The sequence below is a fragment of the Zwartia sp. genome (genome assembly GCF_049655405.1).
Classification (GTDB): Bacteria; Pseudomonadota; Gammaproteobacteria; order Burkholderiales; family Burkholderiaceae_B; genus Zwartia.
In genome coordinates this window covers 1-25,569 of record NZ_JBASJR010000001.1, presented here as the reverse complement: position 1 = coordinate 25,569, position 25,569 = coordinate 1, and the positions used below count along the sequence as shown (strand labels likewise).

Genomic DNA, 25,569 nt, shown 5'->3' with positions numbered 1-25,569 from the left:
ATTTGTCCAGATAGAATGTAGCATAAGCCACTCTTTCCAGAGTGCGCCAAAAGGAAGGCAAATGATGGGCAAAAATACAAATGACGCCTTGGATAAACTGGCTAAGCAGTTTTCGCGGCGCGTGTTTTTGAAATATTCAATGAGTTCATTATCTTCAGTGACTTTTGGGTCGCTTGCGTTCGGTGCAAGGAGTGAGTCTCCAAAGGTTGCGACCTACCCAATCCGTGAACGTGCTGTGACCACGCTCGAAGAGATGATCTCTTTTCCGAAATCACTACCTGGTTTGAGCAAGTTGCAGCTATCTGAGGTCGATCAATATAGCGTTTTCGGATACGGCGAATGGACACTTGGATCACCCCTCCCACTGATGCCAAGGCGAGACCTATTGCATGCTTCACACCTGAAGCAGGACCTTGTTGCAAAAAATGCAGTCATCCGCAAGAAAAAGCTCATGCGGTTCTTTACTTTCTCAGATATTCACATCACAGATAAAGAAGCTCCGAATCAGCTCATTTATTTTCAGCAAGCCGAGCGCTTTGCGATCAACAACACCTCCATTTACTCGCCTGTCATGCTGTACACCACGCATGTCCTGGATGCAGCTGTTCAAACTGTGAATGCCTTGCATAAAATAGATCGCTTCGATTTCGGAATGTCTTTGGGAGATACCTGTAACAGTACCTCTTACAACGAACTTCGATGGTACCTGGATGTCATCGATGGCAAGATGATTACTCCCAGTTCAGGGGCCCATCTCGGATCGAACTCGATTGACTATCAAAAACCTTATCAAGCGGCAGGACTGAGTCCCTCCATTCCTTGGTATCAGACAATGGGCAATCACGATCATTTCTACATTGGCTCATTCCCTGTGGATGCAGACCCTGCTCTGGGTATCAGGGCGTCATTTGTCGCCGACACGGTTTGGTCAACAGCCGATTTTCTTGTTCCCAATTTTAAAAACTTTCCCGTTCTTTTCAATATAGAAGGCATGCGCGCGTTGCCTCAGTTTTATACCGGTGTGCTGGATGGAGCATCCAAATATGGAAAAATCATCCATGCTGGCCCTGTGGCCGATGTGACATTCTCTATCGGTGCTCCCAAGGTCGCTGCCGATCCAGATCGTCGCTCACTGAATAGAGCAGAGTGGCGAAAGGAATTTTTCAATACAGCCACTCAGCCGATAGGACATGGTTTCAACCTGGTGGATGACAGTCAGCCGGAGGGATTCACGTGTTATGCCTTTATCCCCAATCCAGACATTCCACTCAAGGTCATCGTGCTTGATAACACTCAACGCGAAGATGATGGTTCTACTGATATTCATGGACATGGCTATCTGGATGCACAAAGATGGTCTTGGCTGCAAGAAGAGCTTAGTAAAGGTCAGGCCGATAATCAGTTGATGATTATTGCAGCCCACATTCCAATCGCCGTTGCACCAATCGGTTCAGAGATGGAATGGTGGAATGAACCAAATATCAAACCTGAGTTTAAAAACGCAGTGAGTCTGTCGGGCTTGATTCAAACTCTTCAAAACACTCCGAATTTGTTGATGTGGGTAGCAGGTCATCGCCATCTCAATACTGTCAAGGCATTTCCCTCTAGGGATCCTGAAAAACCCGAACAAGGATTTTGGCAAGTTGAAACATCATCATTGCGCGATTTTCCACAACAGTTTCGTACCTTTGAAATCTACTTAAATAGTGATTACACCATTTCAATTGTGACGGTGAATGTCGATCCCGCAGTGGCCGAAGGAACACCGGCAGCGACATCCCGCCATTACGCTGTTGCAACTCAACAGATTATTCAAAACGAGCTGAATCAAAATTATCCTAACTATTTGACGGTAGGAGGAGCTGGAAAGTTATCAGTGCCCTCAATGGATCCCACCCGAGCGCAGAGTGATGATCCGCGTGCAACAGATCCGACAATAAAATATGTGGATTTGAGTCAAGCGAATAAGCCAGTGCCTGTTCACGGTTCTTATAACGCTGAGCTTTTTAAACAGCTCAGTCCACAAATGGTGAACGTATTAAAGTCGATTTTTAAGTAGTGTCGGATTGTGTCGTTTTTCATGTCAGCATGGCGCTCAATGTTTACTATTCGCTCGCGCCCTTGATCTTGTGCACATCAAGTCGATCACCTAAGATCGGAGCACACTAGATTCAATTGAAAAAGGCTTCGACGATGCTCGCTTCGCAAATACTGACCTGCATAGGTTTATGTTTTTTAATTGCGCCAGGTCAAACTCTCGCTCAGACCTCTGTCACGCTTTACGGAACAGTTGATTCTGGATTTGCTTATCAGAGTCACTCGGCAAATGAATCCGGTACTTACGGTAGCGCATCGCGCTTCGCCATGATCAGTGGCGGACAGTCTGGCAATCGTTTTGGACTCAAAGGGAAAGAGCAAGTCACTGTCGATACAGAAATAAATTTTATGCTCGAAAGTGGCTTTGATATTGGTAATGGTACGCAGAGTCAAAGCGGCCGTATCTTTGGAAGACAGTCTTGGCTCGGCCTCAGGCACAAGGGGCTAGGGAATATTCGGATAGGTAGACAGTACGACTTTGCCAACGACTATATCTCTGAACTCACACCCTTCGGTCCAGGTGATTTTTCATCCGCTTCTTTGGGGTTGTCATTTGGATCTGCCAATGCTGAGCGCTTCAGCAATATGATTCGCTTGGAAACCGATAGTCTGGATGGATTTAAAGCGGGAATTGGTTACTCTTTTTCAACGCAGATTCCCTCTGCATATATCCTCAATGGTTCAACGCCTGCCGTAGCGGGGGAATCCAGGGACTATAACTTTTCACCACAAGATAATTTACGTTCTTTGACTGCAGGTCTTCAGTATCGTACTGGGTCTCTTTATACGACTGCTACTTACGATGCCTATTATCCCAATGCCGCCACCGCGAAAGGCAATGTTCCCAACGCCAGTGCCTGGATTCTTGGGGCTGCCTATGACGTTGGCATGTTCAAGTTATCTGGTGCATATGGACAAACGCGGAATGCCTGGCTAAACCCTGCTCAACTCCTTCAGACCTTCAGGCAGCCTAGCGACCTTGGCAACACCAATAGCAGTATTGTGTTTGATTCAAATATCGCAGTCGATTCTTATTTGCTTGGATTGACCTTCGAGCCCAGCGAGGTCACAAATGTATTCTTGTCGTGGCAGATCGCCAAGCCGACAGGGTCTATGCAATCGACTTCATTCTTTCCAATTGATACCCAAACTGTCTATAGCATTGCATACACATACAACTTCACGTCGCGGACAAATATTTATGCAATGGGTGCTTACTCGACCAACTACAGCATGAGTCAAGGACTGACATACGCACTGATTGGTTTTGGTCTTCGTCACAAATTCTGATTTAAATACAACAGAATTTTTCAATGTCAGTATTCGTCGGAATGATTTGTGAACAAAAATGAAAGTGGTATTTCTCGCAGAGATTTTATAAAAATCAGCGTGATTGGCGGCATCACGGTTTACCTGGGTGTCAAGCCGATCCATTCAATCGCACAGCAAGCTTTAACGCTGGATCGCGTCTCTTGGACACCAACGCTGGATGTCAAGCCTGCTCAACGCATTGATGCCGTAGCAAAAGTGACAGGCGCGAAAGTATTTGCCCGCGATGTCCGAGCCAAAGACATGCCTGGCTGGCCTGTTGATCAGTCATATGCTTTGATTTTAAGAGTGGCGAGTACTGATCGCCTTTATTTAGGTCTGGATCTCTCGAGTTTGCCCTTGGAGGCAAAACCAAATCGTGTCGTGACAGCTGAGGATTTAAAGCGAGACCAGTTAGATTTTCCCGCTTTTTATACCAAGCATATGTTGTTGCCTGAGGGAGAGCGAGCCAGTATCTTGGGTCAGGCAGTAGCAATTTTGATATTCAATTCTTATGCGCAATATCGTGAGGCTAAAACTGCGTTGCGATTTCGCACAGATATTTTTAAGTTCAGCGATGCAACCACTCCCTTGGCTGAGTTCACCCCTTGGGGTGCATTGCGATCGATTCGCGTATCTGGAAAAGAGGCGCAAGAGCTTTACTCTCCTTTGAAAAATGGATGGATACGTCCCCTCGGTTACAGTCGCGGAGAGCCTGTTTGGCCTGAACCAGATGCCTCCGGTCATGCTGCCGCACGTGGTATGGCACATGCGCACGATCTGGATCGCTTGCTGCTCAATTCTTCCGAAAGTCTGTTTGTGCTTAAGCGCAGCTATCGTACACAGTCCACAGATGCGGTCACACTTGAAACTGAAAATGCAAACTGCTGGTATGACCCCCAGGAGCAGGTCTTACACATGGTGGTATCGGTTCAGAACCCCGAAGAGGTGCTGACGCACTCCGCCGCAATGGTCAAAGCATGTGCATTCCCTGTCAAGGCGATTTATGTCCAGCCAACTTTTACAGTCAGTTATGGCGCCAAGGATTCATCGAATCATACTTATTACGCCTTAGTCGCTGCACTGTATGGCAATGGCCGTCCTGTGCAGACCGTCTTAGACCGCTACGAGCATTTTCAGGCCGCTCTTAAACGTCATCCGTTTGAGATGGAGTACACCTTGGCAGTTGATCCACGCACGGGCGACTTTCAAGCGTTACGAAGTCATCTTCAAGCCAATGGTGGTGGCAGACCCAGCTTTTCCAATGTGGTGATACAGGAGTCGACCATTCAGTCGACAGGGATTTATCAATTCCCCATTTCAGATTTGACGGGGATTGCGCAACGCTCGCGCGCACTTGATGCGAGCGCGATCCGGGGTTTTGGAAACCTACAAACTATGAGTGGTTTGGAAATGTTGGTGGATGAACTGGCGCATCAACTCAAGCGAGATCCCATTGCGTTGCGTATTCAGAATGCCATGCGCACTGGGATGCGTAATTCCCAAGGTGGGGTTCCTTCAGGTCACCTACGGATTGTCGATGTGCTTAATCGTGCCGCTACGTATCCTTTATGGACTGAGCGGGAAAAACATAAGCTTGCTTTTGAGCAAGCCAATCCAAAAGCTTTATATGGCGTGGGTGTTGCCATCGCTCAGAAAAATTTTGGTACGGGTGGTGAGGCTGCTTTTGCAAAGGTTGAGCTTGATCCCCAGGGTCGTATCAAGGTGTATCACTGTGGTGTTGAGACAGGTACAGGTCTGGCGACAACACAAGCTGTTGTCTGTGCAGAGTGGCTAGGTCGCAGTGCCCATGAAGTACAGACAGGCGTGACTGACTGGTCAGATATTCCGATGGAGTCAACGGGTAATGCCTTTGACACCACTCAAGAGTTTGAGGATCATGCTCAAAAAAATCCACGCTGGACACCTCGTTTTGTCTCTTCTTCTGGTGCCACGAACACAGCCTATTATTTTACGCATGCGACACGCATGGCGGCTCGTGTGATTGCCCAATATGGCATCTGGCCTGCGGCACTTGATATTTGGGGGGCCAAGACAGGCGGTGGTCAACTATCGACAGAGCAACCTGGCTTCGCCCAAGCACGTTGGGTAGAAGGACACCTAACTGCGAGCGGGATGGAACCGCTTGCTTGGTCACAGTTGGTCACTCGTGCATATGAGATGGGCATGGTGACGGGCGCTGCTGTGCACTCATTCAACCGATGGCGTTGGGCGCAGGCAGACTATCTGATTGGTGATGTTCAGGTACGCCTGCCTCTTGATGGTTTGTCCGTCAAGTATGGTAACGGTCAAGTACCGGGTTCGCGAACTGCCGATACACCCAACTTATATTCTTTGCTTAAACGACAGAATATGGTCTTTCCACCTGTGCAACGCTATCGTGGTGGTCCCACGCTAACGAGTGCTGTAGCCTCTGTCGTAGCCTTGTCTGTGCAACGTGATTCAGGTGAGGTGAACCTCCTGGATCATCACACAATTCTCGAGTGCGGACGCGTCATGGTGCCTGAGTTAGTCGAAGGGCAAGTGCAGGGAGGCACTGCGATGGGAATTGGTTTTGCGTTGTACGAGGAGTTGCCACTCTACGAAGACGGACCAGGTAACGGTCAGTGGAATTTTGATCGCTATCGATTACCACGTGCGCAGGATGTCGCAGTATGGAAACAATCCATAGAGATTCTTGCGCCCTTGAGCGACAGTGATCCGCCTAAAGGCTTTTCAGAGGCCGCCGTGATCCCAGTGGCGCCCGCAATCGGCAATGCGATTGCGCACGCGTGTGGCAAAAGACTATATGAGTTTCCAATGACAGCCAGCAAGATCAAGGAGCAGTTATTATGAGTGACACGATCGCGCTGAGACTGAAAGTGAACGGTCAGGCCGTCGGGCCACTACAAGTGCCTGCATCAATCAATATGATCGAGGTTTTGCAAGAGTATCTCAACTTGACGGGTACGCGGTTTGGCTGTGGTGTTGCCCAATGCCGTGCATGTACCGTGATTGTTGACCAGCCTGATGGAAGTTCGGCTTCGATGCTTACCTGTATTGTGCCGGCTATCGCCTTTCAGGGCTTATCCATTCGCACGATCGAAGGCCATGCTACAACTGCCGCAGACGGCAGCGTGACACTCTCGCCAGTTCAGCAAGCCTTTGTAGATCATTTCGCTTTTCAGTGTGGTTATTGCACACCGGGCTTTGTGAACGAAGCCACCATTCTTTTCGAACATTTAAAAACAAAACCTATTCCGAAAGCCGACGTCGAGCAATACATTATGGATGGCTTAAATGCCCATCTTTGTCGATGTACGGGTTATGTCCGTTACTACCAGGGCTTACGCGACTTGATCATTAGTACGCCAGGCTTAACAACTTAACCCCGGTCGTATTGATTAAAGATGCTTGAGCGTTAGGGTCTTGTCGCGAGACGAAAGCCTGTATCGTCATCGCGATAAAAGCCATCGGTTCCCATCAGTCCATAGTCGCGATGTTTAGTTTTTAAGGGGGGAGTTAAGCCTGGCCCCCAAGATCCGCCTCGAACAATTTTGTTTTGTGGACCATAGGTTCCCTCTGTCCATTCCCAAAGTGAGCCTGCTTGATCACAGGTTCCCCATGGGCCTCGACTATCTAGACGAGGTTCTTCACTGGCGTAGGCACAGACAGGCGTCAGTACACCGCCATTCTTGCGGCGGAGCTCCCCATAGACTTCATTAAAATTTGCTGCAGGTGCAGGTGGTGCAATGATCTTGTGGCCATCTCGAAGCGTGAGCCGCACGTCTCGCGGTGGGGTATCGCTGCGCGTGGGATAGCTCCAGTAACCGGCGCCTCCAGTTTTGTTTGGATCAAAATAAGCGGCTTTGTACCATTCATTTTCGGAGGGAATCCACCAGCGCGCATCAGGATTGCGAGCGACAGTCCCTTTGGTTTGATAATTGATCAGCGGATAGGCGCCCGACTCAGTGTCCGCATTTGCGGTTGCACCGTTGTGCATCCAGTTTGCAAAGCGTGCAGCATCAAACCAGGTCACCCAGGCAACAGGACGCTTGCCTGCATGTGGTCCCCAGAGGGTGGAGGGTGCAATCGCATAACGATAGGGATCCTGTGCCGTGCCTGAACCACTTCGCGAAATTAACGGGCCCGGGTCTTCTTTTTCACTCATCATTTCAGTGGCCCACAGATCGCTGATGGCTGGGTGTTTAGGAACCGCTGCGATTGCATTTAAAAAGGCGACATATTGCTCTAGTGTAATTTCACTTTTGCTGATCTTGAAAGCTGCATTCACGGCCCCATAGCCTGTCATCTGGTCAGCAGGGTTGCCAGGTGCATTGACTAAAACTGTCTCAATGAAATGCTCCTGAGCCAATGTAGGGGTCGAGCTCATGATAAGTGCAGTCAATATGGGTGCTGCGCAGAGTTTCAATGTTTTCATTTCGATGCTCCACGAGTCGCTAAACGAAAACCTGTGTCATCGTCGTTGTACTGTGGTAGATAATCTCTCCCGCCATGCTTAGACACATTAATTTGACCAAGACTCCATGAGCCGCCGAGCAATCCCAAGGTGGTCGGTTTGTCTTCATGATTGGCATAACTCGTATCTGACCATTCCCATAACAAACCCGCCTGATCGTAGGTCCCGTAATAGCTGATACTTTGGGTGTATGCACCGACTGGTGTGATGCGTTGCCCTGCAGGCTGACCACTGTTGTAGTTGGCACTGTTTGTGTTGCCCGGGACTGCTTGTGTGTCCGGGAGGGTGTCGCTTCTTGTTGGATAGGTCCAATAGGGTTGTGCGCCTGTTCGAGTGGGATCGTAAAAAGCGGCTTTGTACCATTCATGTTGACTGGGTATCCACCAGCGGGCATCCGTATTGCGTGGGATGACGCCTGTGCGAGCTCCGTTGAGTGTGTACGCACCGTTTTCAGTATCTGCTTCCACCGTCGCACCGTTGTGCATCCAGTTTGCAAAACGTGCGGCGGCAAACCACGAAATATTGAGCATGCCGCGCTGCCCAGAACGGGCCCCCCAGACTGAATCTGGAATCTCATTAAACAAGAAGGGCGCTTCAGCCGTACCTTGTCCTGTGCGTGCGATCAGACCATCTTTTGAAACATAGTCGTGTGTATTTTTCATGTCGGGTAGCCAAAGTTCAAGTAATGCATCACGTTTGAACGCATTTGACACATGAGGCTTGGTGGCCACCGCATTCAGAAAACGCAGGTATTGATCCAGTGTGACTTCATATCGGCCGATCGCAAAGGGTTCGGCGACTGCTCCAAGACCTGTCTGAGTGTCAGCGGGGTTACCTGGATCACCCACCTCGACGACCGTCATACACACTAGTCCGACGCATAGATTCCGCTCGAAAATATTTTGAGCTTGAATAGATGAACTTAGAATAATTGCACTAACTAAAGCCAATCTTCGTATACGAGTTAATTGATATGAAAATTTCAAACGAATAGCCTTATTCAGATGCAATATCGCGAGAAGAGATATTTTTAGCAAAGACCATGCTAACGCAACATGCAGCGTATATGAAATTGATGTCGTTATTGGTCGGAATATATAAGAGAACTACTAATTACTTAACAGCCAAGTCGATTTCGCGATCGAAAAGTATCGCGTGTTTAAGTAATAAACAGCATGCGTTTTGATTTATATTATTTAGAGAAGAGAAGGAAACTCTAAATAAAGCCAGTTTTTTTCAGACACCATTTCATGGCTTACAACAACAAACTTGTTTTTTTTGAGAACAAAGCCAGATGAGCGTGCCACGAACCACCGCTTTTCTATGGGTGAATGACAAGCGTATTTCATGGCGAATTCATTAATCGTATCGTCAAGCACTGCACGAATTCCGGCTGCCATCATTGTGGCAGTATGTTTATCTTCACCACGAACCTGATCGCAGACATGTAGATAGTTGGTAAAGGATTCAATATTTGGCACATCGTGAGTAGAGTTTGACTCAGCAAACTTTCTCCAAGAGCGATTAACCTGAATGATGTTTCCGTTTTTATCCAAAATTGCAATTTGTGCAGAAAGCGCATCCAGTGCTTGTTGAGCAAACAAGACACTTTTTTTATCACTTAGGTTTTCATCTTTAAGCGACTGTGTAAGGGTTGGATCAAGTGCGCGTTTGTTTAGCAAAATATCAGCAGGATTTAACTCAAGCCAATCAATCAATAATTGGAGTCGATCTGTCTCTGGATAAGACGATCCGCGAAGCCATCTCCTCGCCGTTTCTCTTGTTATCCCTTTAACTCCAATTGCTTGATCATTGAAAGAGTCGGCAATCACACTAGTTGAAGGAACTTTACCGAATTTTTTATAAAGTCCAGCCGTAAATGCTTTCGCAAAGCGTTGTAGGACCAAGTCATGTTGTTCCATCAGCCCATACCTATAAACAATGCTTAATAACCGTAAGGATTTCAAAATGCTAACTCATTTATATGCTAAAAATGCCACATCAAACGTGGCAAATGAAATAAAGGATAAGTCGTCCTGTGTGAGCGGCAACAGCCCAGTGACTTACTAGATCAATCCAAGGTGAGAAATGAACATGCGTGGCAGAAAATACGCATGTTTTTCAAACAGCAAATGGTAGGCATCAAGTTGAAGATTAACGTAGCGAAGAAATGCAATTCACTCAACACACCGCCTATAAACAATGATCAGTTGCTCAATGAGCAGTTGGCTATTCTTAACAGCAGAATTGTTGGAATGGTCAAACTAAAAAAGAAAGAAATTTTTTGGTGTAATGATGAGTTCGCTCATCTTTTTGGGTATACATCAACCGAACTAATGGGACAGTCAATCAAAAAAATTTTTATAAGTAATAAAGAGGACGTCTGTTTTTGGTTGGCAGCAAATGCCGTGATGAACTATGGGAAAGTTTTTAGACAACAGCTACAGCTAAAAAACAAGAATGGAACCCTCGATTGGTATGAGGCTAATGGCGAAAAACCTCAGTCTAATTGCAATGAATCTGTATGGGCATTCATCAATATTTCTAAGCACAAGCGATACGAGCAAAAAATTCACCAACTTGCATTTTTTGACGTGCTGACCAATCTACCAAACCGACGGTTACTGTACGAACGTCTTAATCAAACACTCTCCTCAAGTAAGCGATCTCGCCAATTCGGGGCACTCATGATGCTTGATCTTGATTATTTCAAATTAGTAAACGATACATTTGGTCATGGTGCAGGTGATGGTTTACTAAAAGAAGTGGGTCAGCGATTGAAGGAAAATATTCGAAGTCATGACACTGTTGCGAGAATTGGTGGTGATGAATTTATTGTGTTAGTGACTCTTCTCGGTACAAATTTAGTGAATGCCAAACTCAGCGCTGCAATAATTGCAGAAAAACTCCGCTTCGTGCTTGAGGCACCATATCAAAACATTACTAAAAGTAATGATGGAGATAGGAAATCTTCAGCTAGACCCTGGTGCACAGCGAGTATTGGCGTTGTCATGTTTCCACAAGAAATAGCAAATTGCGATGAATATCTTAAGTGGGCAGATGATGCTATGTATACAGTCAAGAAAAATGGCGGCAATTGCGTCAAGTTTTATGAGGGTTGACAGCATCATAACTTTGATAGTGCATAAAGTTTTTTTTCAATGAATTCCCTCAAATTCATATTAGTCAAATTATTGTACAAAAAGGAGTCCAAGGACATGACTTACGCACCAACTCGTACGTTTAAGAATCATGAACCACGAGGTGCGTCAGATAGTGCGATTTTGGGGGTTTCGTATTGGGATAATGGTCAAATCAATCGCATGAGTAGCCCTTCATTTATATTGCTCGTCGGTTTGAATAAATTGCACATTGATGGGGAGCCTCTAAACGAGGTGCTTGGCGATGTGCAATATGGTTTGCACATGCCATATATTGAGGGAGTTTTGAGAGGGGAACTCCATTCAATTAGTAGCGATTCCGCGTTCACCCCCCACTCTAATATCAAGCAAATGCGCTTCACATATGTTCCCGCATTCGAAAACTCAGAGCAGTGCGGCTTTTATATCGAACTTGTAGACATTACCGTTCTTCTTAAAGTCGAGTCTAATTTCAAAAAATATCTGTATTATTTTTATGGATTATTTGAGCGCTCTAGTCATGGAATTGTTCTGACAAATACTGAGGGAACAATATTCGAGTTCAATGTGGCATTTTGTAAAATTATTGGGTATGAATTAGATCTCGCAAGACACATTGAAAGCTTTCGCACCATGTCTGCGCAGTGTTTACAGCGAGAGTTCAAAAACCTCGGTGACCTTAGTGCAGATGGACAACTTGGACCTATTGAATCAAAACTTAGTCGTGTTGATGGTTGTCAAGTAATTGTGTGCATTACAGGCCGCGCTATTGTGCTGGAGAGGAAGCAGCATTACATCTGTTGGAAGATTGAGGATATATCAAAGAGCAAGCTGATTGATGCGCAATTGAAAGCGAGTAAGGAAGTATTCAAGGCCGTCACTGATGGTGTACTTATTACAGATGAAAAAGGCGTATTGATTTCAGTAAATCCTGCATTTTCAATAATTACAGGTTATCGAAGTGAGGAGATGATCGGTAAGACCTGTGCATTTCTTCAGGGACGCAACACGGATGTAAATACTGTTAAAGCCATAAATTTTGCACGTGAATCAGGCGATAGCTTTTGTGGAGAAATTCTAAATTATCGCAAAGACGGTAGTTTTTTTTGGAATGAGCTCACTATTGCACCCGTACGCAATGACCAAGGCAATGTATTTCAATATGTTGGCATTGCAAGAGACATCACAGATAGAAAAGTCGCAAAAGAAAATCTTGAGGTTGCTGCAGTCGCGTTTGAATCCAGAGAGGGCATCATGATTACAGATGCTGATCAACAAATATTACGTGTGAATACGGCTTTTACCGAGATTACTGGCTATAGCGTTTCTGACGTAAAAGGGAAAACGCCTCGAATGCTTAGCTCCGGACGGCATGATGAGTTTTTTTATGAAAAATTAATATCAACCCTTCGCAGGGACTGTAAATGGCAAGGAGAAATATGGAATAGGCGAAAGAACGGAGAGGAATATCTAGAACAGTTGATCATCACCGCTGTCAAGGATAGCTTTGGTAAAGTAACTCATTATGTTGGTGCTTTTACTGACATTACAGAACAAAAGCGGACAGCAGAGAAAATTCATCAACTTGCTTTTTTTGATCAACTTACAACTCTCCCTAATCGACAGTATCTTTTTGATCTAATACAAATTTCATTACAAACCAGTAAAGAAAATCAGCAATATGGAGCGTTGTTATTAGTTAATTTAGATCACTTTATGACTCTCAATGACACGCTGGGGCACGATGTAGGGGATCAATTACTTAATCAGGTTGCGGCTAATTTAGTTACTTCGCTGTCAGGTGTCGGGCATGTGGCAAGATTGGGTAGCGACGAGTTTGTAATATTGTTGCAAACACTCGGGACAATCAAGCAGGATGCCGCAGATCAGGCTTCCGAAATTGGCACAAAACTCATTAGATTGCTAGATCGTACTTATCAATTATCTAACTATACCTATGAAGGTACTGCTAGCATCGGGATTACTATGTTCTCTGGGAATGCAGAGGATACGTTTGATGAGCTTCTTAAGCAAATAGATTTAGCACTTCATTTTGCAAAGTCCTCAGGTCGAAATACGATGCGTTTTTATGCACCTCAGATGCAGACCAAGGTTCGTGAGCGAGTAGAAATTGAAGCCGATCTTCGGACTGCAATCCGATATGAGCAGTTTGTGTTGCACTATCAGCCCCAAATTGATCGGTCTGGAAAATTGACTGGTGTGGAGGCGTTGGTACGATGGCATTGTCCTAAGCGTGGAATTGTATCTCCTGCTGATTTCATTCCATTACTTGAAGAAAATGGATTGATTCTGCATTTAGGTAATTGGGTTATTCATGCTGCTTGTGAGCAATTGGTATCTTGGGCTTCATTGCCTCATTTATCTTCGCTGACTATTTCTGTCAATATGAGCGCCAGGCAACTACACCAACCAGACTTTGTCAGTCAGGTTTTGACATCTATAACGAAGACAGGGGCAAATCCTAGCCGACTTGAACTAGAGTTAACTGAAAGCTTGTTGCTTAATGATGTTGAAGATACGATAAAAAAAATGACTACCTTGCGAAAAATAGGTATCTCTTTTGCCTTGGATGATTTTGGAACGGGCTATTCATCTCTCTCCATTTTGAAACGATTACCAATTGATTGCTTAAAAATTGACCGATCCTTTGTTCAGGAGGTTCCCTTCGATTTAGAGGCAAGTGCCATCGTGCGCGCAATCGTTGGTTTGGGGAATAGTCTTGGTCTGATGATGATAGCTGAAGGTGTTGAAACGGATCAGCAATTCGATTTTCTAAAGGAAAATGGATGCGACGTTTTTCAAGGGTATTTTTTTTCTCGACCATTAAGTAGGAATGCATTGCAAACTTATACAAATCGATTGTTGCTTTAAAAGAAAATGGGAGATTTTCATCCACCTATTTTTCAGCTAAGGTATATTTGAGGGTTAGCAGATGGAGTCTGATCTGCTTTTCAGTTTCAACGATTGCAAAGAGCGCTATACCGATCGCAATCACGAGTATTCCGTCCCCAAGCCCAATCGCCTCTGTTGCGAATACGTTCTGTAGGATGGGGACATAGGTGATGGCTAATTGTGCCAGCACAACGGCCGTGACAACTATCCAGGTCACTTTGGTGCCGCGTACAGCTTTCCACGTCAAGGACGTGCTGTAAAAATTTCGAATAAAAAATAGGTGAAAGATTTCCATCACGACCAAAGTGTTGACAGCTAAGGTGCGCGCTAATTCGACCGAATATCCTCGGTCAACCGCATAGGTGAAGATGCCATACACTCCACTCAGAAACAGGATCGAGACTAGAATAATGTGCCAAACAAGTGCGCCCGTTAACAGGCCCTCCTGTCTCATACGCGGCGCACGTTTCATGGTGCCATCTTCTGTCGGCTCAAAGGCCAGTGCAAGCCCCAGTGTGATGCCGGTGATGAGATTAATCCAGAGGATTTGGATGGGGGTGATGGGCAGAGTCAAACCAAAGAGCAACGCCACCATGATTGTCGCTGCTTCACCCGCATTGGTAGGTAACGTCCAACTGATGACTTTCCTGATATTGTCGTAGACGGTCCGACCTTCGCGGATAGCTGCAACGATAGAGGCAAAGTTGTCGTCGGCTAAAACGAGTTCGGCTGCTTCCTTCGCTGCTTCAGAACCCTTTTTACCCATCGCAATGCCGGCATCGGCACGCTTGAGTGCTGGTGCATCATTGACACCGTCCCCTGTCATCGCAACAGTCAGATCTTGAGACTGAAGCGCCATGACGAGTCGTAATTTGTGTTCAGGGCTTGTACGGGCAAAAATATCGCAGTCTAAAACCGCTTGACGTAATTCTCCCTCATTCATCCTGTCCAGATCGACTCCGGTCAGGACACTGTGATGGTTAATCAGGCCGATTTTCTTTCCAATTGCTACTGCAGTTTTTGCATGATCGCCTGTAATCATTTTTACGCGAATCCCTGCGCCATGACACTCCTGAACAGCGGAAATTGCCTCAGGGCGGGGCGGATCAATCATTCCAACAATTCCGAGTAACGTCAGCGATCCCTCAACATCGTAATGACTCAGTGAGGTCATCTTTTGTGTGACTGATCGCACAGCAAATGCAAGCACGCGTTGACCTTGCTCGGCGATGACTTCTGCTTGATGAGTCCAATAGAAGATATCAAGTGGCTCATTCTGTCCATCGGATTTGCGTTGATGATTGCACATTGTGAGTATGCGTTCTGGTGCACCTTTGACAAATATACAAGCTTCGCCATTTTTTCCATGGTTAAGCGTCGCCATGAAGCGGTGCTTAGCATCAAAAGCAATCGCATCGATGCGTACCCAATCATTAACTTTATTTCTTAGCTTGGCATTAACCTTTCCAGCAAAGGCGAGCAGGGCACCTTCCATCGGGTCACCCTCGACCAGCCAAACGCCCTCTTGTTGACGAAGCACTGCATCGTTACAAACATAGGCGGCACTTCCTAATTCGAGCAGCGTCTGACTGCTTATTGTAGAGAGCGATTGATCGCCCTGCCTGACGAGACCTACTGGTGCATAACCATCACCCTCGATAATAAACTTCTGCTTGAGTGTGACGACACAAGCCACCATCATCTCATTTCTCGTCAAAGTGCCTGTTTTGTCGGTACAGATGACAGACACTGAGCCAAGCGTCTCAATGGCAGGTAAGCGTCGCACAATAGCGTTGCGACGCGCCATGGCTTGAACACCCACTGCCAGAGTGATGGACAAAACAGCGGGAAGACCTTCTGGGATCGCGGCAACAGATAGCCCTACCACGGCCATGAACATTTCTGAAAAAGAGTGGTGGCCAACGAAATAGCCATACGTAATCAAAAGAAATGCCACCAACAAGATGAAAATACTTAACCACTTGGCAAACATAGCTATTTGGCTAACCAAGGGTGTGGTGAGTGTTTCTACGTTAGAAAGTAGGTGGCTGATATGTCCAATTTCTGTATGCGCGCCAGTTGCGACGACGATCCCTTTACCTTGACCACTCGCTACCAACGTGCCTGAAAATGCCATACATTTTCGGTCTCCAAGGGGCGCTTGATCCGTCACCATCACAGTATGTTTTTCGACAGGGACAGACTCACCAGTAAGAATGGCTTCTTGTACGGATAAGCCATGTGTAGTGATCAGTCTTAAATCTGCAGCGATTTTGTCACCGGCTTCGATCAATACAATATCGCCAGGCACTAAATTGTCACCTTGAATGCTTGTGCGCTCACCATTCCGAATCACATTGGCATGAGGCGCCAGCATATGGCGAATCGCGTTCATGGCGTGTTCGGCTTTGCCTTCCTGAATGAACCCAATCAAAGCATTGGCAATCACAACCGCTAGGATGACACCCGTATCGACCCAGTGCTTTAAAAAACCTGTGATAGCAGCAGAACCGATCAAAACGTAGATCAGTATGTTGTGAAAATGCAGGATAAATCGGTTTAGCCAGGATTTGCGAGCTGTTTCAGGTAAACGATTGGGCCCGTATTTTGAAAGTCGCTCTTGAGCATTAGCCTCGGTTAGACCATCCTGCGAGCTACTTAAGTGTCTGAAAATCTCCTCTGTCGATAGAGCATGCCAGGCAACTTGGGATTCATCTGTTCTTGGGATCGGCATAGTCACTCGCGAGAGAAAGTATTCATCAGCGTGCGTCACGGTTCGTCATAGATTACCTGTCACTCTGTGCCTAACGTTTCGATCATAGTGTCAATTCATGATGATGAAAGATTGATATGTTGATCTGAATCATGAAAACGTTTGATATATAAATTTTCAAATGGCGCGCTATGCTTGCCAAAGCCGCATGGTTTAAATGTGTTCAGCGCTCTACACTGTGTTTTTGTAGAACACGTTAAAAGGCCATCGCAATGAAAAAGCTATTTCTTCTTGGCATGGCATTGCCTCTCTTGACTAGCATGACGTCAATCGCGAGCGCACAATCCAGCAACACTTCACTTGTGCCGAACTCAGGCGCATACATCGGTCTTGGTTTGGGTTTGAATTCCACCCAATTCAAAGGCCAGATGCTTGAAGCCACGGGTATTTCAAACGTGACCAATACCGCCTCAGGCGCTTTAGTTTCTTCGGGAACCGCAGGCGGCCCACCTGTCGGGATTGATATGCCCACTGCGAATGGTATCTCTCCCTTGATTCAAGGCGGATACTTTCAAAAGCTGCAAGGTTCTGATTACTTGTGGGGCGTCAAGTTTTCGTATGGTTATTTAGGTGGGACGACCGCGACCAATGACTATATTCGCGTGCCGCAATACGGCTCATATTCGAATGGCACCCCCTTTACAGGGAATGCGATTGCCAGCTCATATCAGAAAACAATCAATCATCAGTTTTCACTGATCCCGTACTTCGGTCAGGCATTCGATAGAGGAACTGTTTATTTTGGTGTGGGACCGACACTGTCGCAGGTCGACACCAAGATCAATAATCTGGTCGGTTTTGCTGATTTGAATGGAGTGAGAACCGACATCTCTGGTTCACCGCAAAACTTTTCAGCAAGTCAGTGGGTATGGGGTGGGGCATTGGTATTGGGTGGCACGTATTACATCGACAAGTCTTGGTTTCTGGACTTGAGCTACACAATCAATATGACACAGAACAAAACGGCGAGCTACTACTCGACGTTTAACAACCCGGGCTCGCCTAATACGTATAGCGGCTCTTTGATTGGCAGCAGCACAGGAACGGCAACAACACAGTCGATCATGTTGACGATTAATCGGCAGTTTTAAGCGAGATATATCGATCTCGTCACTCTTTTCCTAGAGACTCTTAAGAGCAAGGGCAAGTCGTTATTTGTTTTGGAATACCATTTCTAGCAATGGTACGACTTGTTTCTTTCTGCTCATGACACCAGCAGCCCAGCCAGAATGATTGTTTAAAGTCACATTGAGTGCTTTTGCAATTTCCTTTTGATGAGTACCTACTAATACGATCTCAGAACCTTTGGCTTGCACGTCTGTCAGCATCAGCACAAGTGTTTCATATCCTTGCTGATTTACCAGCTTGAGCATCTCTTCGTAAAATTCGTTTTTCCGTACGTTGAGAAGTTCAAAGTTAAATGCTGACAAATTTGCGACGCCAACTTTGTATCCACTCATCTCAAAATTTTTGAAGTCTCTTTGCAACAAATTGCCAATAGGTGCTGTTTTTAAATCAACTTCACCCGCTAAAAACATTTGTTGAGCAAAATTTTGAAGATCTTCGATTCCTGCAATTGATGCGAGACTCTTGGCTGCAATCTGATCTGATTCTGTTGTCGTGGGTGATCGAAAGCCCAAGGTATCTGAGAGGATCGCCGTCAACATACCTCCGGCAATAGAGGCAGGTATGGGTATCCCAGCTTGTTGGTAAAGTTGCCAGATGATTGTGTTGGTACAGCCAACAGGCTTGATGAGTACTTCTATAGGCTCATCCGTAGAGATGTCACCTAGACTATGGTGGTCAACGATCCCTACAATTTTTGCCTGCTTAATATCATCGGGTGCTTGACTATAGGTGTTGTGATCAACGAGGATGACCTTTCGAGTCGCGACGTCAGTCATCATCTGTGGGGCTTCTAACTTAAAGAAATCCAATCCAAATTGCGTCTCAGGGTTGGGCTTGCCCAATGCAATTGCAATAGAGGGCTGTCCCTGTTGAGTTTTCAGATGCGCGAGTGAAATGGCTGAAAAAATTGAATCACTGTCTGGATTTTTGTGGCCGACAACCAAGATAGGCAAGCCAAATGCAGGCATGATTGGCATGACCAAAACCTGACAAATCAATGCCGTTTTGAGAAAATTTAAAATCTTAGTGAACATCATGATGTCCGCCTCCACCCTTACCGGCGTTTAATGAGATATTTCTGTTCACCTTCCATGACCAATTCATCTCGTTGATTCAAAATGGTGGAGGCGAGGGTGACCACGCCAGTGGTCTTGCCGCAGTCTAGCTTAGATATTTTTAGGCTTGGGTAAAGGGTATCGCCAACGTAAACAGGTTTGAGAAACTTACTAGATTGCTCAATGAAGCCTTTCATTGAGTCCTCTACGTAATGGGGAAACCATCCCGCACCCGCAGCGCTTTGAATCAAAATTTGAAAGCCGTGCGCGCCTAAGTTTGGCATGCCACGTTTACGGCAGTATTCAACATCATAATGACTGGGATGGTTGTCTGCACTCGCTAGCTGGAACGCAGCAAAAAGCGCCTCTGTCATCGTGCGAGACGGGATTGGGAATTCTTCACCGAGGGTAAAGTCATCAAAGTAGTACTGTTTAAAGGTAAACATAAGCTTCTCTATTTTTCAAAGACCAATCTTTGCCTGCTCAACGACACCATTTTCAAATAAAGCATCAATGCGCTCATTGGATAAGCCCATTTCTTTGAGTACTTCTTTGGTGTGCTCCCCCAAGAGCGGCGCGTGGCGGGAGGCATGTCTGGGTTCATGATTGAATTTGACGGGATAGCCGACATTTTTGGTCGGTCCAAGTACTGGATGATCAGTTTCAACAATGAGTGCGCGTGATTGGACTTGCGGATGTTCAAGCGCTTGATCCAGCGTATTAATTGGCGAGCAGGGGACGCCTGCTGCTCTGAGTAAGCTCAACCACTCCTCGGTTGTGCGTGTGCGCATCACTTCGCCCACCACGCGAACAGTTTCATTAAAATTTGAAACACGCTCTGCATTCGTGGCAAAGCGTGGATCGTTCATTAAAGTTTCAAACTTTGTCGCGACACAAAAGCGTTTCCATTGGGCATCATTGCCCACACCAAGCATCAGATAACCATCTGCTGTTTCAAACGCCTGATATGGTGACATGGCGGGATGCGCCGTCCCCATGCGGCGAGGTGGCGAACCTGTTCGCCAATAGTTTTGCGCCATGTATCCCATTTGAGAGATCGAAGTATCGAGCAGAGACACTTCGACATACACGCCTTTGCCGGTTTGCTGGCGTTCTAGTAACGCTGCGAGTATTCCACTCAGTGCAAAAGAACCCGTCCCTAGATCGACAGGTGAAAAACTTGCGCGTGAAAAGCTACCGTTAGGGTCGCCCATCGAGCTGAGCATTCCGCTAAACGCCTGAAGCATCACGTCATATCCGGGTTCTTTACCGAGCGGGCCCTCACGACCATAGCCTGAGATTTCAAGATAAATGATGTTTGGGTTGATCTTGCTGATCGTTTCATAATCAACCGCTAGTTTTTTTGCCGTGCCCGAACCAAATCCCTGAAGAATAATATCGGCACGGGCCACGAGTTCATGGACAATTTGTTGGCCTTCAGGCGATTTAAGATCGACCGCAATGCTGCGTTTGTTGTGGTTCACGGCCAAGAAAATGGCTGATTGATCTTTTTCTTTAGGCAACCATGCGCGTGTGTCATCGCCTGCGCCGACCGGTTCAATCTTTATCACATCGGCGCCCAGCTCACCCAGAAACTGTGCACAAAGCGGCCCTGCGAGGACTTTGCTCAGATCGACGACTTTTATATTTTTTAAGGGTTTCATATAAGCTTTGCTATGACGTGATGATTTATATCGGACTATTATGCAGTGCAAATTCCATCATGTGTCAGTGATCGTTACCCAGAACAAGGAAAAATCATGTCATTTCTGAGTTATGAAGTGCGCAACAGTGTTGCTGAAATCATGCTCAATAATCCGCCGGTGAACGCGCTCTCAGAGCAAATGCTCGATGAGTACTTAGCCTATCTAGAACAGGCGGCTGCGGATGATGCGGTACGTGCTGTGATCGTTGGTAGCCACGTTCCTGGCAGGTTTTGTGCGGGATTAAACCTTGCGGCAGTCCATGCAGAAGGTGCGGCTAAATTTCGCTCGCTGCTTGATCGGCTTTATATCAAAATGACGGACTTGCAGTTTTCGATGGGTAAGCCCACCATTGCCGCCATTGGTGGTACGGCGCGAGGGGGTGGGATGACACTGGCCATCTCTTGCGACATGATTGTCGCTTCGCGCACAGCCACTTTTGGCTACCCTGAAATTGATGCAGGGGTATTGCCCTCGATACATTTCACTCACTTGCCCCGCATTATTGGCCGTCATCGCGCGTTTGAGTTGCTTTTTAGCGGCCGCGCGTTTGATGCGCATGAGGCGATGGGGATGGGATTGATCAGTAAGCTGGTCGATGAGGGGCAGGAGATGGACGAGGCACGTGCACTAGCACAGTTGATGTGTGGCAAGTCCCCTGAGGTGATGCGTTTCGGGCGTGCGGCCTTCATGCAGGCCAATGACAATGGTTACAGACAAGCGGTCACTGCCGCCGCGGACAGCTTTTGCAACATTGCGATGAGCGCTTCGGCACGCGAAGGCATCGCAGCCTTCGTTGAAAAGCGCAAACCTAAGTGGTGAAGAATTGAAGGCATCGTCCTTTAACCACCTGTCTACTTTTTTATAGGAAGCATTTCAACCAAGGTCTTTTTTGATTGAGTCCCTCAAGACCCAAGCGCACGATAGCTCTTCAGCCCTCCAGCAATCAGTTTTGCATTTTTATACCCCATCGAACGAAGGGTATCTGCTGAGAGTGCACCACGGTTAAAGGCATTGCAATAACAAAGAATCGTAGTATCGAGATCTGGAATCACGCCTTCGATATTCATTTCTAATTTTCCCCTGCTGATGTGCAATGAGCCAGGAATGTGATCGAGGTCGTGCTCTTCTTTGTCACGAATATCCAGTGCGACTGCTCCGTTTTGCATCAGTGCGTCGACCTCTGCGGGTTGGACTTCAGAGATACGCGCGCGAGCAGCATCAGCGAGTTGTTGGAATTTATTGGTATAGGCCATCCGGGGACTCCTGTTTACTTGTGATAGATCAAATCAATCGATCTTATAATAATATATATATTTACATAATATTCTATATGAATTTAAATGAGTTGTGTGTTTGAAATCTCAAACGCAGACTCAGGAGATTCAAAATGGAACAAACTTCGTCAAGCTTTCCCCAACTCAACGCACCCGCACCAGATTTTGATGTGCGCACAACCCACGGACAGAAAAAACTTGCTGATTACAAGGGAAAGTGGCTCATTTTATTTGCCCACCCCGCCGACTTTACCCCTGTCTGCACAACGGAATTCATCGCTTTTGCTCGAGCCCATGACAAGTTTCAATCCATGAATTGCGATTTACTCGGATTGTCCATTGATTCGGTGTTCGCTCACTTGGCTTGGACGCAAAACATTGAAGATAAATTTGGCGTCAAGATTCCCTTTCCGATCATTGAGGACATCAAAATGGATGTCGCCCGTGTCTATGGAATGGTTCATCCAGGTGCTGCTGATACACAAGCCGTTCGCGCCACCTTCTTTATTGATCCCAAAGGAATTTTGCGTGCGATGGTCTACTACCCCATGAGCAACGGTCGCTCCATTAATGAGTTCATCAGGCTGTTAGAGGCATTGCAAACAACGGACGAACACGGAGTTGCTACACCAGAAAACTGGACACCAGGTTGCAAGGTAATTGTTTCACCGCCAAAAACAAGTCAGGATCTTGAAAAGAGACTGACCGAGGGTTATGAAATGACTGACTGGTATTTTTCGCAAAAGTCTCTTTAACTTGAAGTAAGCCTGCTGTTTTCATTTGAGAATGGCAGGTCTGCCAAGGTTGTTGTTTCTGACGTGCGAAGGGATTGAGGCATTTGTTCTAAAGCGCAAACCTAAGTGGTAGTATCTTTCTGAATGCACCACGCGAGCACATCGATGCGGTCTTGCCCCAAAAAGGTTTCTAGACCTAATTAGGATTGCACATAGGGCAATGACAGTACATTGTTCAGTTAGTACTTTGCGCGCTCGGTGGATTGAGTCGAGGCATCAAAGCCACCTTTCGCTTTCCATTCTTCCATGCCACCTTGCAAGATACGTACATTATCCCAGCCTGCCACACGCAGGGCGAAGCCCGCTTGTGCCGAGAGTGTGCCGGTATTGCAGTAGATCAGCACAGACTTATCCTTTGGAATGGAGTTGCGCTTGGCCAATGCCTGCCGCCAGTCCATGTTGACTGCCCCCGGGATATGTCCTTTAGCGAACTGCTCCGGATCCCGTGCATCGATCACCATCATTTTTGCCCATTCTTCCTTTGGGATCTGCTGGGCAAAAATCACACCACCGCCGTAGTCCACGAACTCGAGATAACCCTCCATTTCGTCAATTGCAGCAGCTTTATTGTCAGCCCAGGCTGAACTCAAGGTCATGCATGATAAAGCGATCACGGCTAATAATGAATGTAGACGGCCCATGGGGGTCTCCTGTTTATGGTTATGTTTAATTTAAAATTTATGTAAGAGGATTCAACTGTGGATGTGTTTCTTCACCCCACCATATCAAGATCAATCCCGAGACGAGCATAGCGAGGGCCACAAACCAATAGGCCGCTTCGACCCTTCCGGAAAAGTGTGCCGTCAATCCCAGACCAAGCGCGCCAATTCCGTAACCTAAATCGCGCCAGAAACGGTAGATGCCGATGGCTGATCCACGCCAGTTTGGATGGGAAATATCAGCGACCGCTGCAGACAGATTGGGGTAAAGCATGGCCATACCCACACCAGAGAGGGCGGCCGACAGTGACCACCACAGCGTTCCTTGTCCAGAGACCATAAGGGCAACGCCAGCACCGCAGATCCACATCCCCCAGACATTGAGGCGATGACGACCGATTCGATCCGATAAACGTCCGGTAATAAGCTGCAAAATACCCCAAGTGATTGCATATACGCCAACGATTGAGCCGACCTCAGTCAGGCTCAATCCCTTTTGATACAGGTATATTGGGTAAAAACCCCAAACGAGTGCGTCTACAAATTTTTCAACCATCCCCGCCTGACTCAGCGCAAACATTCGTTTGTCACGCCAACTCATCAGAGTAAAAACCTCTAGCGTACTTGGCTGGCTGCTGATGTTATTTGGATACCGGGGCCGTAGGGTGGACTTTTGTTGCACACTAAATTTATGGCGAGACGCTTCGGCTTTTGCCCAAGGCAATGTTTCACGAACCCAAAGTTGCGTCAAGATCAACGCACTGAGGATGACCACCAGACCGAACAGCAACAAACTGATACGCGCCCCCAGGATCGACGCGAGCCACGCTGTGAAGATACCCGCCAATGCCACACCCACATAGCCTGCGAACTCATTGAGACCGAGTGTCAGTCCGCGTTCTTGCATGCGTGTGATATCAAGTTTGGACGATTGTGTCATAGACCAGGTTAGTCCCTGATTGACACCTAACAACACAGTAGCCGCTACGATCCAGCTCCAACTTGGGGCGTACCAAATCATGACTGGAATGGGTAGGGCAATCCACCAGCCTATTAATAGGACACGCTTGCGTCCAATGCGCTCGGAAAGTCGACCTGCTACAAAATTCATGACTCCCTTGACCATGCCGAAGGCGATGACAAAGGACGTAAGCAACAAGAACGAAGTTTTTGGAACGCCAAAGTCAGACTCCGCCAATGCGGGCAAAACGGTACGCATCATGCCGATCGTCAAGCCTACCAGCAGCACCTGCAGTAGCTGGTGCAGAAACTGACTCAGATTGACCTGGATGCCATGTTCGTGATTGATTGATTGAGTCGGCATCAGGTATTCACTTGGACATCAACGGCATGCCGGCAGCCTGCCATTCGCTGACACCATCGAGTAATTTATGCACACGGTAGCCCTTGCGAGTCAACAGCTGAAATGCGTCTTCTGAAAACAGGCAAAAAGGGCCGCGGCAATAGGCAACGATGTCCTTATCTTTTGGAAGTTCCGCCAAGCGATTGGCAAGCTCATTAATTGGCATTGATCTTGCAAAAGGGAGGTGCGCTTGTTCATATTCGGACTCTGGTCGCACATCGATCACCAGGACGTTACCGTCTTTGGCATGTTTGAGCAGAGTTTCACGGTTCATTGTTGTGAGTTTCGATGGTTCCGCGACCATCTGGCTAAGAGCCATACGCAACTCGATCAGATGTTCCTCTGAGACTTCTCGCAGCGTGACCCACAGTCCTGCGACATCTTTGCCGGCAAGCTGATAAACAACGAACTTACCCTCTTTGTGGGAAGTCACTAGTCGCGCCTCTCTAAGGACTCGCAGGTGCGCACTGACGAGCTTGATACTGATCGAGAGCTCGGTGGCTAAATGCTCGACAGAATTCTCTCCTTGCGCGAGAAGCTCCAAGAGTTCAAGTCGTTTTGGACTCGAGACGGCTTTCCCGACGCGAGCGACCTGTTCATAAAGCAAATCTTTGATTTTTCTTTTATTCATAAAATATTCTAACGAATATTAGATTGTTATGCATTATTTTTTTATTAGTTTGATTTGGTTAGACCATCGCACGGTTAAATCTCCTCTCTCAAAAAAAAGACCACCCTCGAAAGGATGGTCTTGTGCGGTAATGGTGGTGGGGTGGGTACCGAGTAAAAAAAGTTGGTAGTTCAAGAGGTTAGGGCGTTTGATAACGCCTAGGTGTCAATTTTTTTGATCGGCGCCAACACATTGAGTCTTTGATTTAC

General features: G+C 46.7%; 20 protein-coding genes. 9 read left to right on the top strand and 11 right to left on the bottom strand.

What is annotated here, in order from left to right:
• Window positions 1-139: 139 nt before the first annotated feature.
• From WBJ47_RS00100 to WBJ47_RS00085, 4 genes are all read left to right on the top strand, one after another.
• Window positions 140-2,059, top strand: a complete 1,920-nt coding sequence (locus tag WBJ47_RS00100) for a TIGR03768 family metallophosphoesterase (protein ID WP_422243990.1) — start codon at window positions 140-142, stop codon at window positions 2,057-2,059.
• 134 nt (window positions 2,060-2,193) lie between these two features.
• Entirely contained in the window at window positions 2,194-3,387 is a 1,194-nt protein-coding gene (locus WBJ47_RS00095; RefSeq protein ID WP_422243991.1) for a porin, read from the top strand.
• Between the two features lie 48 nt (window positions 3,388-3,435).
• Window positions 3,436-6,261: a xanthine dehydrogenase family protein molybdopterin-binding subunit gene (locus tag WBJ47_RS00090; RefSeq protein ID WP_422243992.1), complete on the top strand. Its 2,826-nt coding sequence runs from the start codon at window positions 3,436-3,438 to the stop codon at window positions 6,259-6,261.
• Window positions 6,258-6,794, top strand: a complete 537-nt coding sequence (locus WBJ47_RS00085) for a (2Fe-2S)-binding protein (RefSeq protein ID WP_422243993.1) — start codon at window positions 6,258-6,260, stop codon at window positions 6,792-6,794. The genes WBJ47_RS00090 and WBJ47_RS00085 overlap by 4 nt, the downstream gene beginning before the upstream one ends.
• 32 nt (window positions 6,795-6,826) lie before the next feature.
• Here the strand turns inward: WBJ47_RS00085 and WBJ47_RS00080 are convergent, their stop codons facing one another.
• The 3 genes from WBJ47_RS00080 to WBJ47_RS00070 form a co-directional block, all read right to left on the bottom strand.
• Entirely contained in the window at window positions 6,827-7,846 is a 1,020-nt protein-coding gene (locus WBJ47_RS00080) for a formylglycine-generating enzyme family protein (protein WP_422243994.1), read from the bottom strand.
• On the bottom strand, window positions 7,843-8,748 hold the full coding sequence (locus tag WBJ47_RS00075; protein ID WP_422243995.1) for a formylglycine-generating enzyme family protein: 906 nt from the start codon (window positions 8,746-8,748) through the stop codon (window positions 7,843-7,845). Before WBJ47_RS00075 ends, WBJ47_RS00080 begins: the two co-directional genes overlap by 4 nt.
• A gap of 333 nt (window positions 8,749-9,081) precedes the next feature.
• Window positions 9,082-9,807, bottom strand: coding sequence for a hypothetical protein (locus tag WBJ47_RS00070; RefSeq protein ID WP_422243996.1), 726 nt, complete (start codon window positions 9,805-9,807; stop codon window positions 9,082-9,084).
• Window positions 9,808-9,999: 192 nt separating this feature from the next.
• Between WBJ47_RS00070 and WBJ47_RS00065 the strand changes: the two genes are divergently transcribed.
• Together WBJ47_RS00065 and WBJ47_RS00060 are read left to right on the top strand one after the other, a co-directional pair.
• Window positions 10,000-11,007 carry a diguanylate cyclase domain-containing protein gene (locus tag WBJ47_RS00065; protein WP_422243997.1) on the top strand — a complete coding sequence of 336 codons (1,008 nt, stop codon included), beginning with the start codon at window positions 10,000-10,002 and terminating at the stop codon, window positions 11,005-11,007.
• A gap of 96 nt (window positions 11,008-11,103) precedes the next feature.
• Entirely contained in the window at window positions 11,104-13,917 is a 2,814-nt protein-coding gene (locus WBJ47_RS00060; RefSeq protein ID WP_422243998.1) for an EAL domain-containing protein, read from the top strand.
• 25 nt (window positions 13,918-13,942) lie between these two features.
• Here WBJ47_RS00060 and WBJ47_RS00055 read toward each other — a convergent pair whose 3' ends face one another.
• Complete coding sequence (locus WBJ47_RS00055; RefSeq protein ID WP_424585263.1) at window positions 13,943-16,672, bottom strand: cation-transporting P-type ATPase; 2,730 nt, start codon at window positions 16,670-16,672, stop codon at window positions 13,943-13,945.
• 251 nt (window positions 16,673-16,923) lie between these two features.
• On the opposite strand from WBJ47_RS00055, the gene WBJ47_RS00050 reads away from it, so the two are divergent.
• Window positions 16,924-17,802 (top strand): hypothetical protein, encoded by an 879-nt coding sequence (locus WBJ47_RS00050; RefSeq protein ID WP_422244000.1) that lies wholly within the window; start codon window positions 16,924-16,926, stop codon window positions 17,800-17,802.
• 60 nt (window positions 17,803-17,862) lie between these two features.
• Here the strand turns inward: WBJ47_RS00050 and WBJ47_RS00045 are convergent, their stop codons facing one another.
• The 3 genes from WBJ47_RS00045 to WBJ47_RS00035 are packed head-to-tail and all read right to left on the bottom strand — an operon-like array spanning window position 17,863 to window position 20,558.
• Window positions 17,863-18,876 carry a manganese-dependent inorganic pyrophosphatase gene (locus tag WBJ47_RS00045; RefSeq protein WP_422244001.1) on the bottom strand — a complete coding sequence of 338 codons (1,014 nt, stop codon included), beginning with the start codon at window positions 18,874-18,876 and terminating at the stop codon, window positions 17,863-17,865.
• Window positions 18,877-18,893: 17 nt separating this feature from the next.
• The gene (locus WBJ47_RS00040; protein WP_422244002.1) at window positions 18,894-19,340 is read right to left on the bottom strand and encodes a MaoC family dehydratase; all 447 of its coding nucleotides are present in this window, start codon (window positions 19,338-19,340) and stop codon (window positions 18,894-18,896) included.
• A 15-nt stretch (window positions 19,341-19,355) separates the two neighbouring features.
• On the bottom strand, window positions 19,356-20,558 hold the full coding sequence (locus tag WBJ47_RS00035) for a CaiB/BaiF CoA transferase family protein (RefSeq protein WP_422244003.1): 1,203 nt from the start codon (window positions 20,556-20,558) through the stop codon (window positions 19,356-19,358).
• A gap of 96 nt (window positions 20,559-20,654) precedes the next feature.
• Here WBJ47_RS00035 and WBJ47_RS00030 point away from each other — a divergent pair, with 96 nt between their 5' ends.
• Window positions 20,655-21,419: an enoyl-CoA hydratase/isomerase family protein gene (locus tag WBJ47_RS00030; RefSeq protein WP_422244004.1), complete on the top strand. Its 765-nt coding sequence runs from the start codon at window positions 20,655-20,657 to the stop codon at window positions 21,417-21,419.
• Between the two features lie 83 nt (window positions 21,420-21,502).
• On the opposite strand, the gene WBJ47_RS00025 is transcribed toward WBJ47_RS00030, so the two are convergent.
• Window positions 21,503-21,853, bottom strand: a complete 351-nt coding sequence (locus WBJ47_RS00025; RefSeq protein WP_422244005.1) for a rhodanese-like domain-containing protein — start codon at window positions 21,851-21,853, stop codon at window positions 21,503-21,505.
• A gap of 134 nt (window positions 21,854-21,987) precedes the next feature.
• Here WBJ47_RS00025 and WBJ47_RS00020 point away from each other — a divergent pair, with 134 nt between their 5' ends.
• Window positions 21,988-22,629 carry a peroxiredoxin gene (locus tag WBJ47_RS00020; protein ID WP_422244006.1) on the top strand — a complete coding sequence of 214 codons (642 nt, stop codon included), beginning with the start codon at window positions 21,988-21,990 and terminating at the stop codon, window positions 22,627-22,629.
• A 218-nt stretch (window positions 22,630-22,847) separates the two neighbouring features.
• Here WBJ47_RS00020 and WBJ47_RS00015 read toward each other — a convergent pair whose 3' ends face one another.
• Genes WBJ47_RS00015 through WBJ47_RS00005 form a run of 3 tightly spaced genes read right to left on the bottom strand, consistent with a single transcriptional unit; the run spans window position 22,848 to window position 25,321 of the window.
• Window positions 22,848-23,309, bottom strand: a complete 462-nt coding sequence (locus WBJ47_RS00015; RefSeq protein WP_422244007.1) for a rhodanese-like domain-containing protein — start codon at window positions 23,307-23,309, stop codon at window positions 22,848-22,850.
• Window positions 23,310-23,346: 37 nt separating this feature from the next.
• On the bottom strand, window positions 23,347-24,651 hold the full coding sequence (locus WBJ47_RS00010; RefSeq protein WP_422244008.1) for an MFS transporter: 1,305 nt from the start codon (window positions 24,649-24,651) through the stop codon (window positions 23,347-23,349).
• A 7-nt stretch (window positions 24,652-24,658) separates the two neighbouring features.
• Entirely contained in the window at window positions 24,659-25,321 is a 663-nt protein-coding gene (locus WBJ47_RS00005) for an ArsR/SmtB family transcription factor (protein ID WP_422244009.1), read from the bottom strand.
• Window positions 25,322-25,569: the final 248 nt, after the last annotated feature.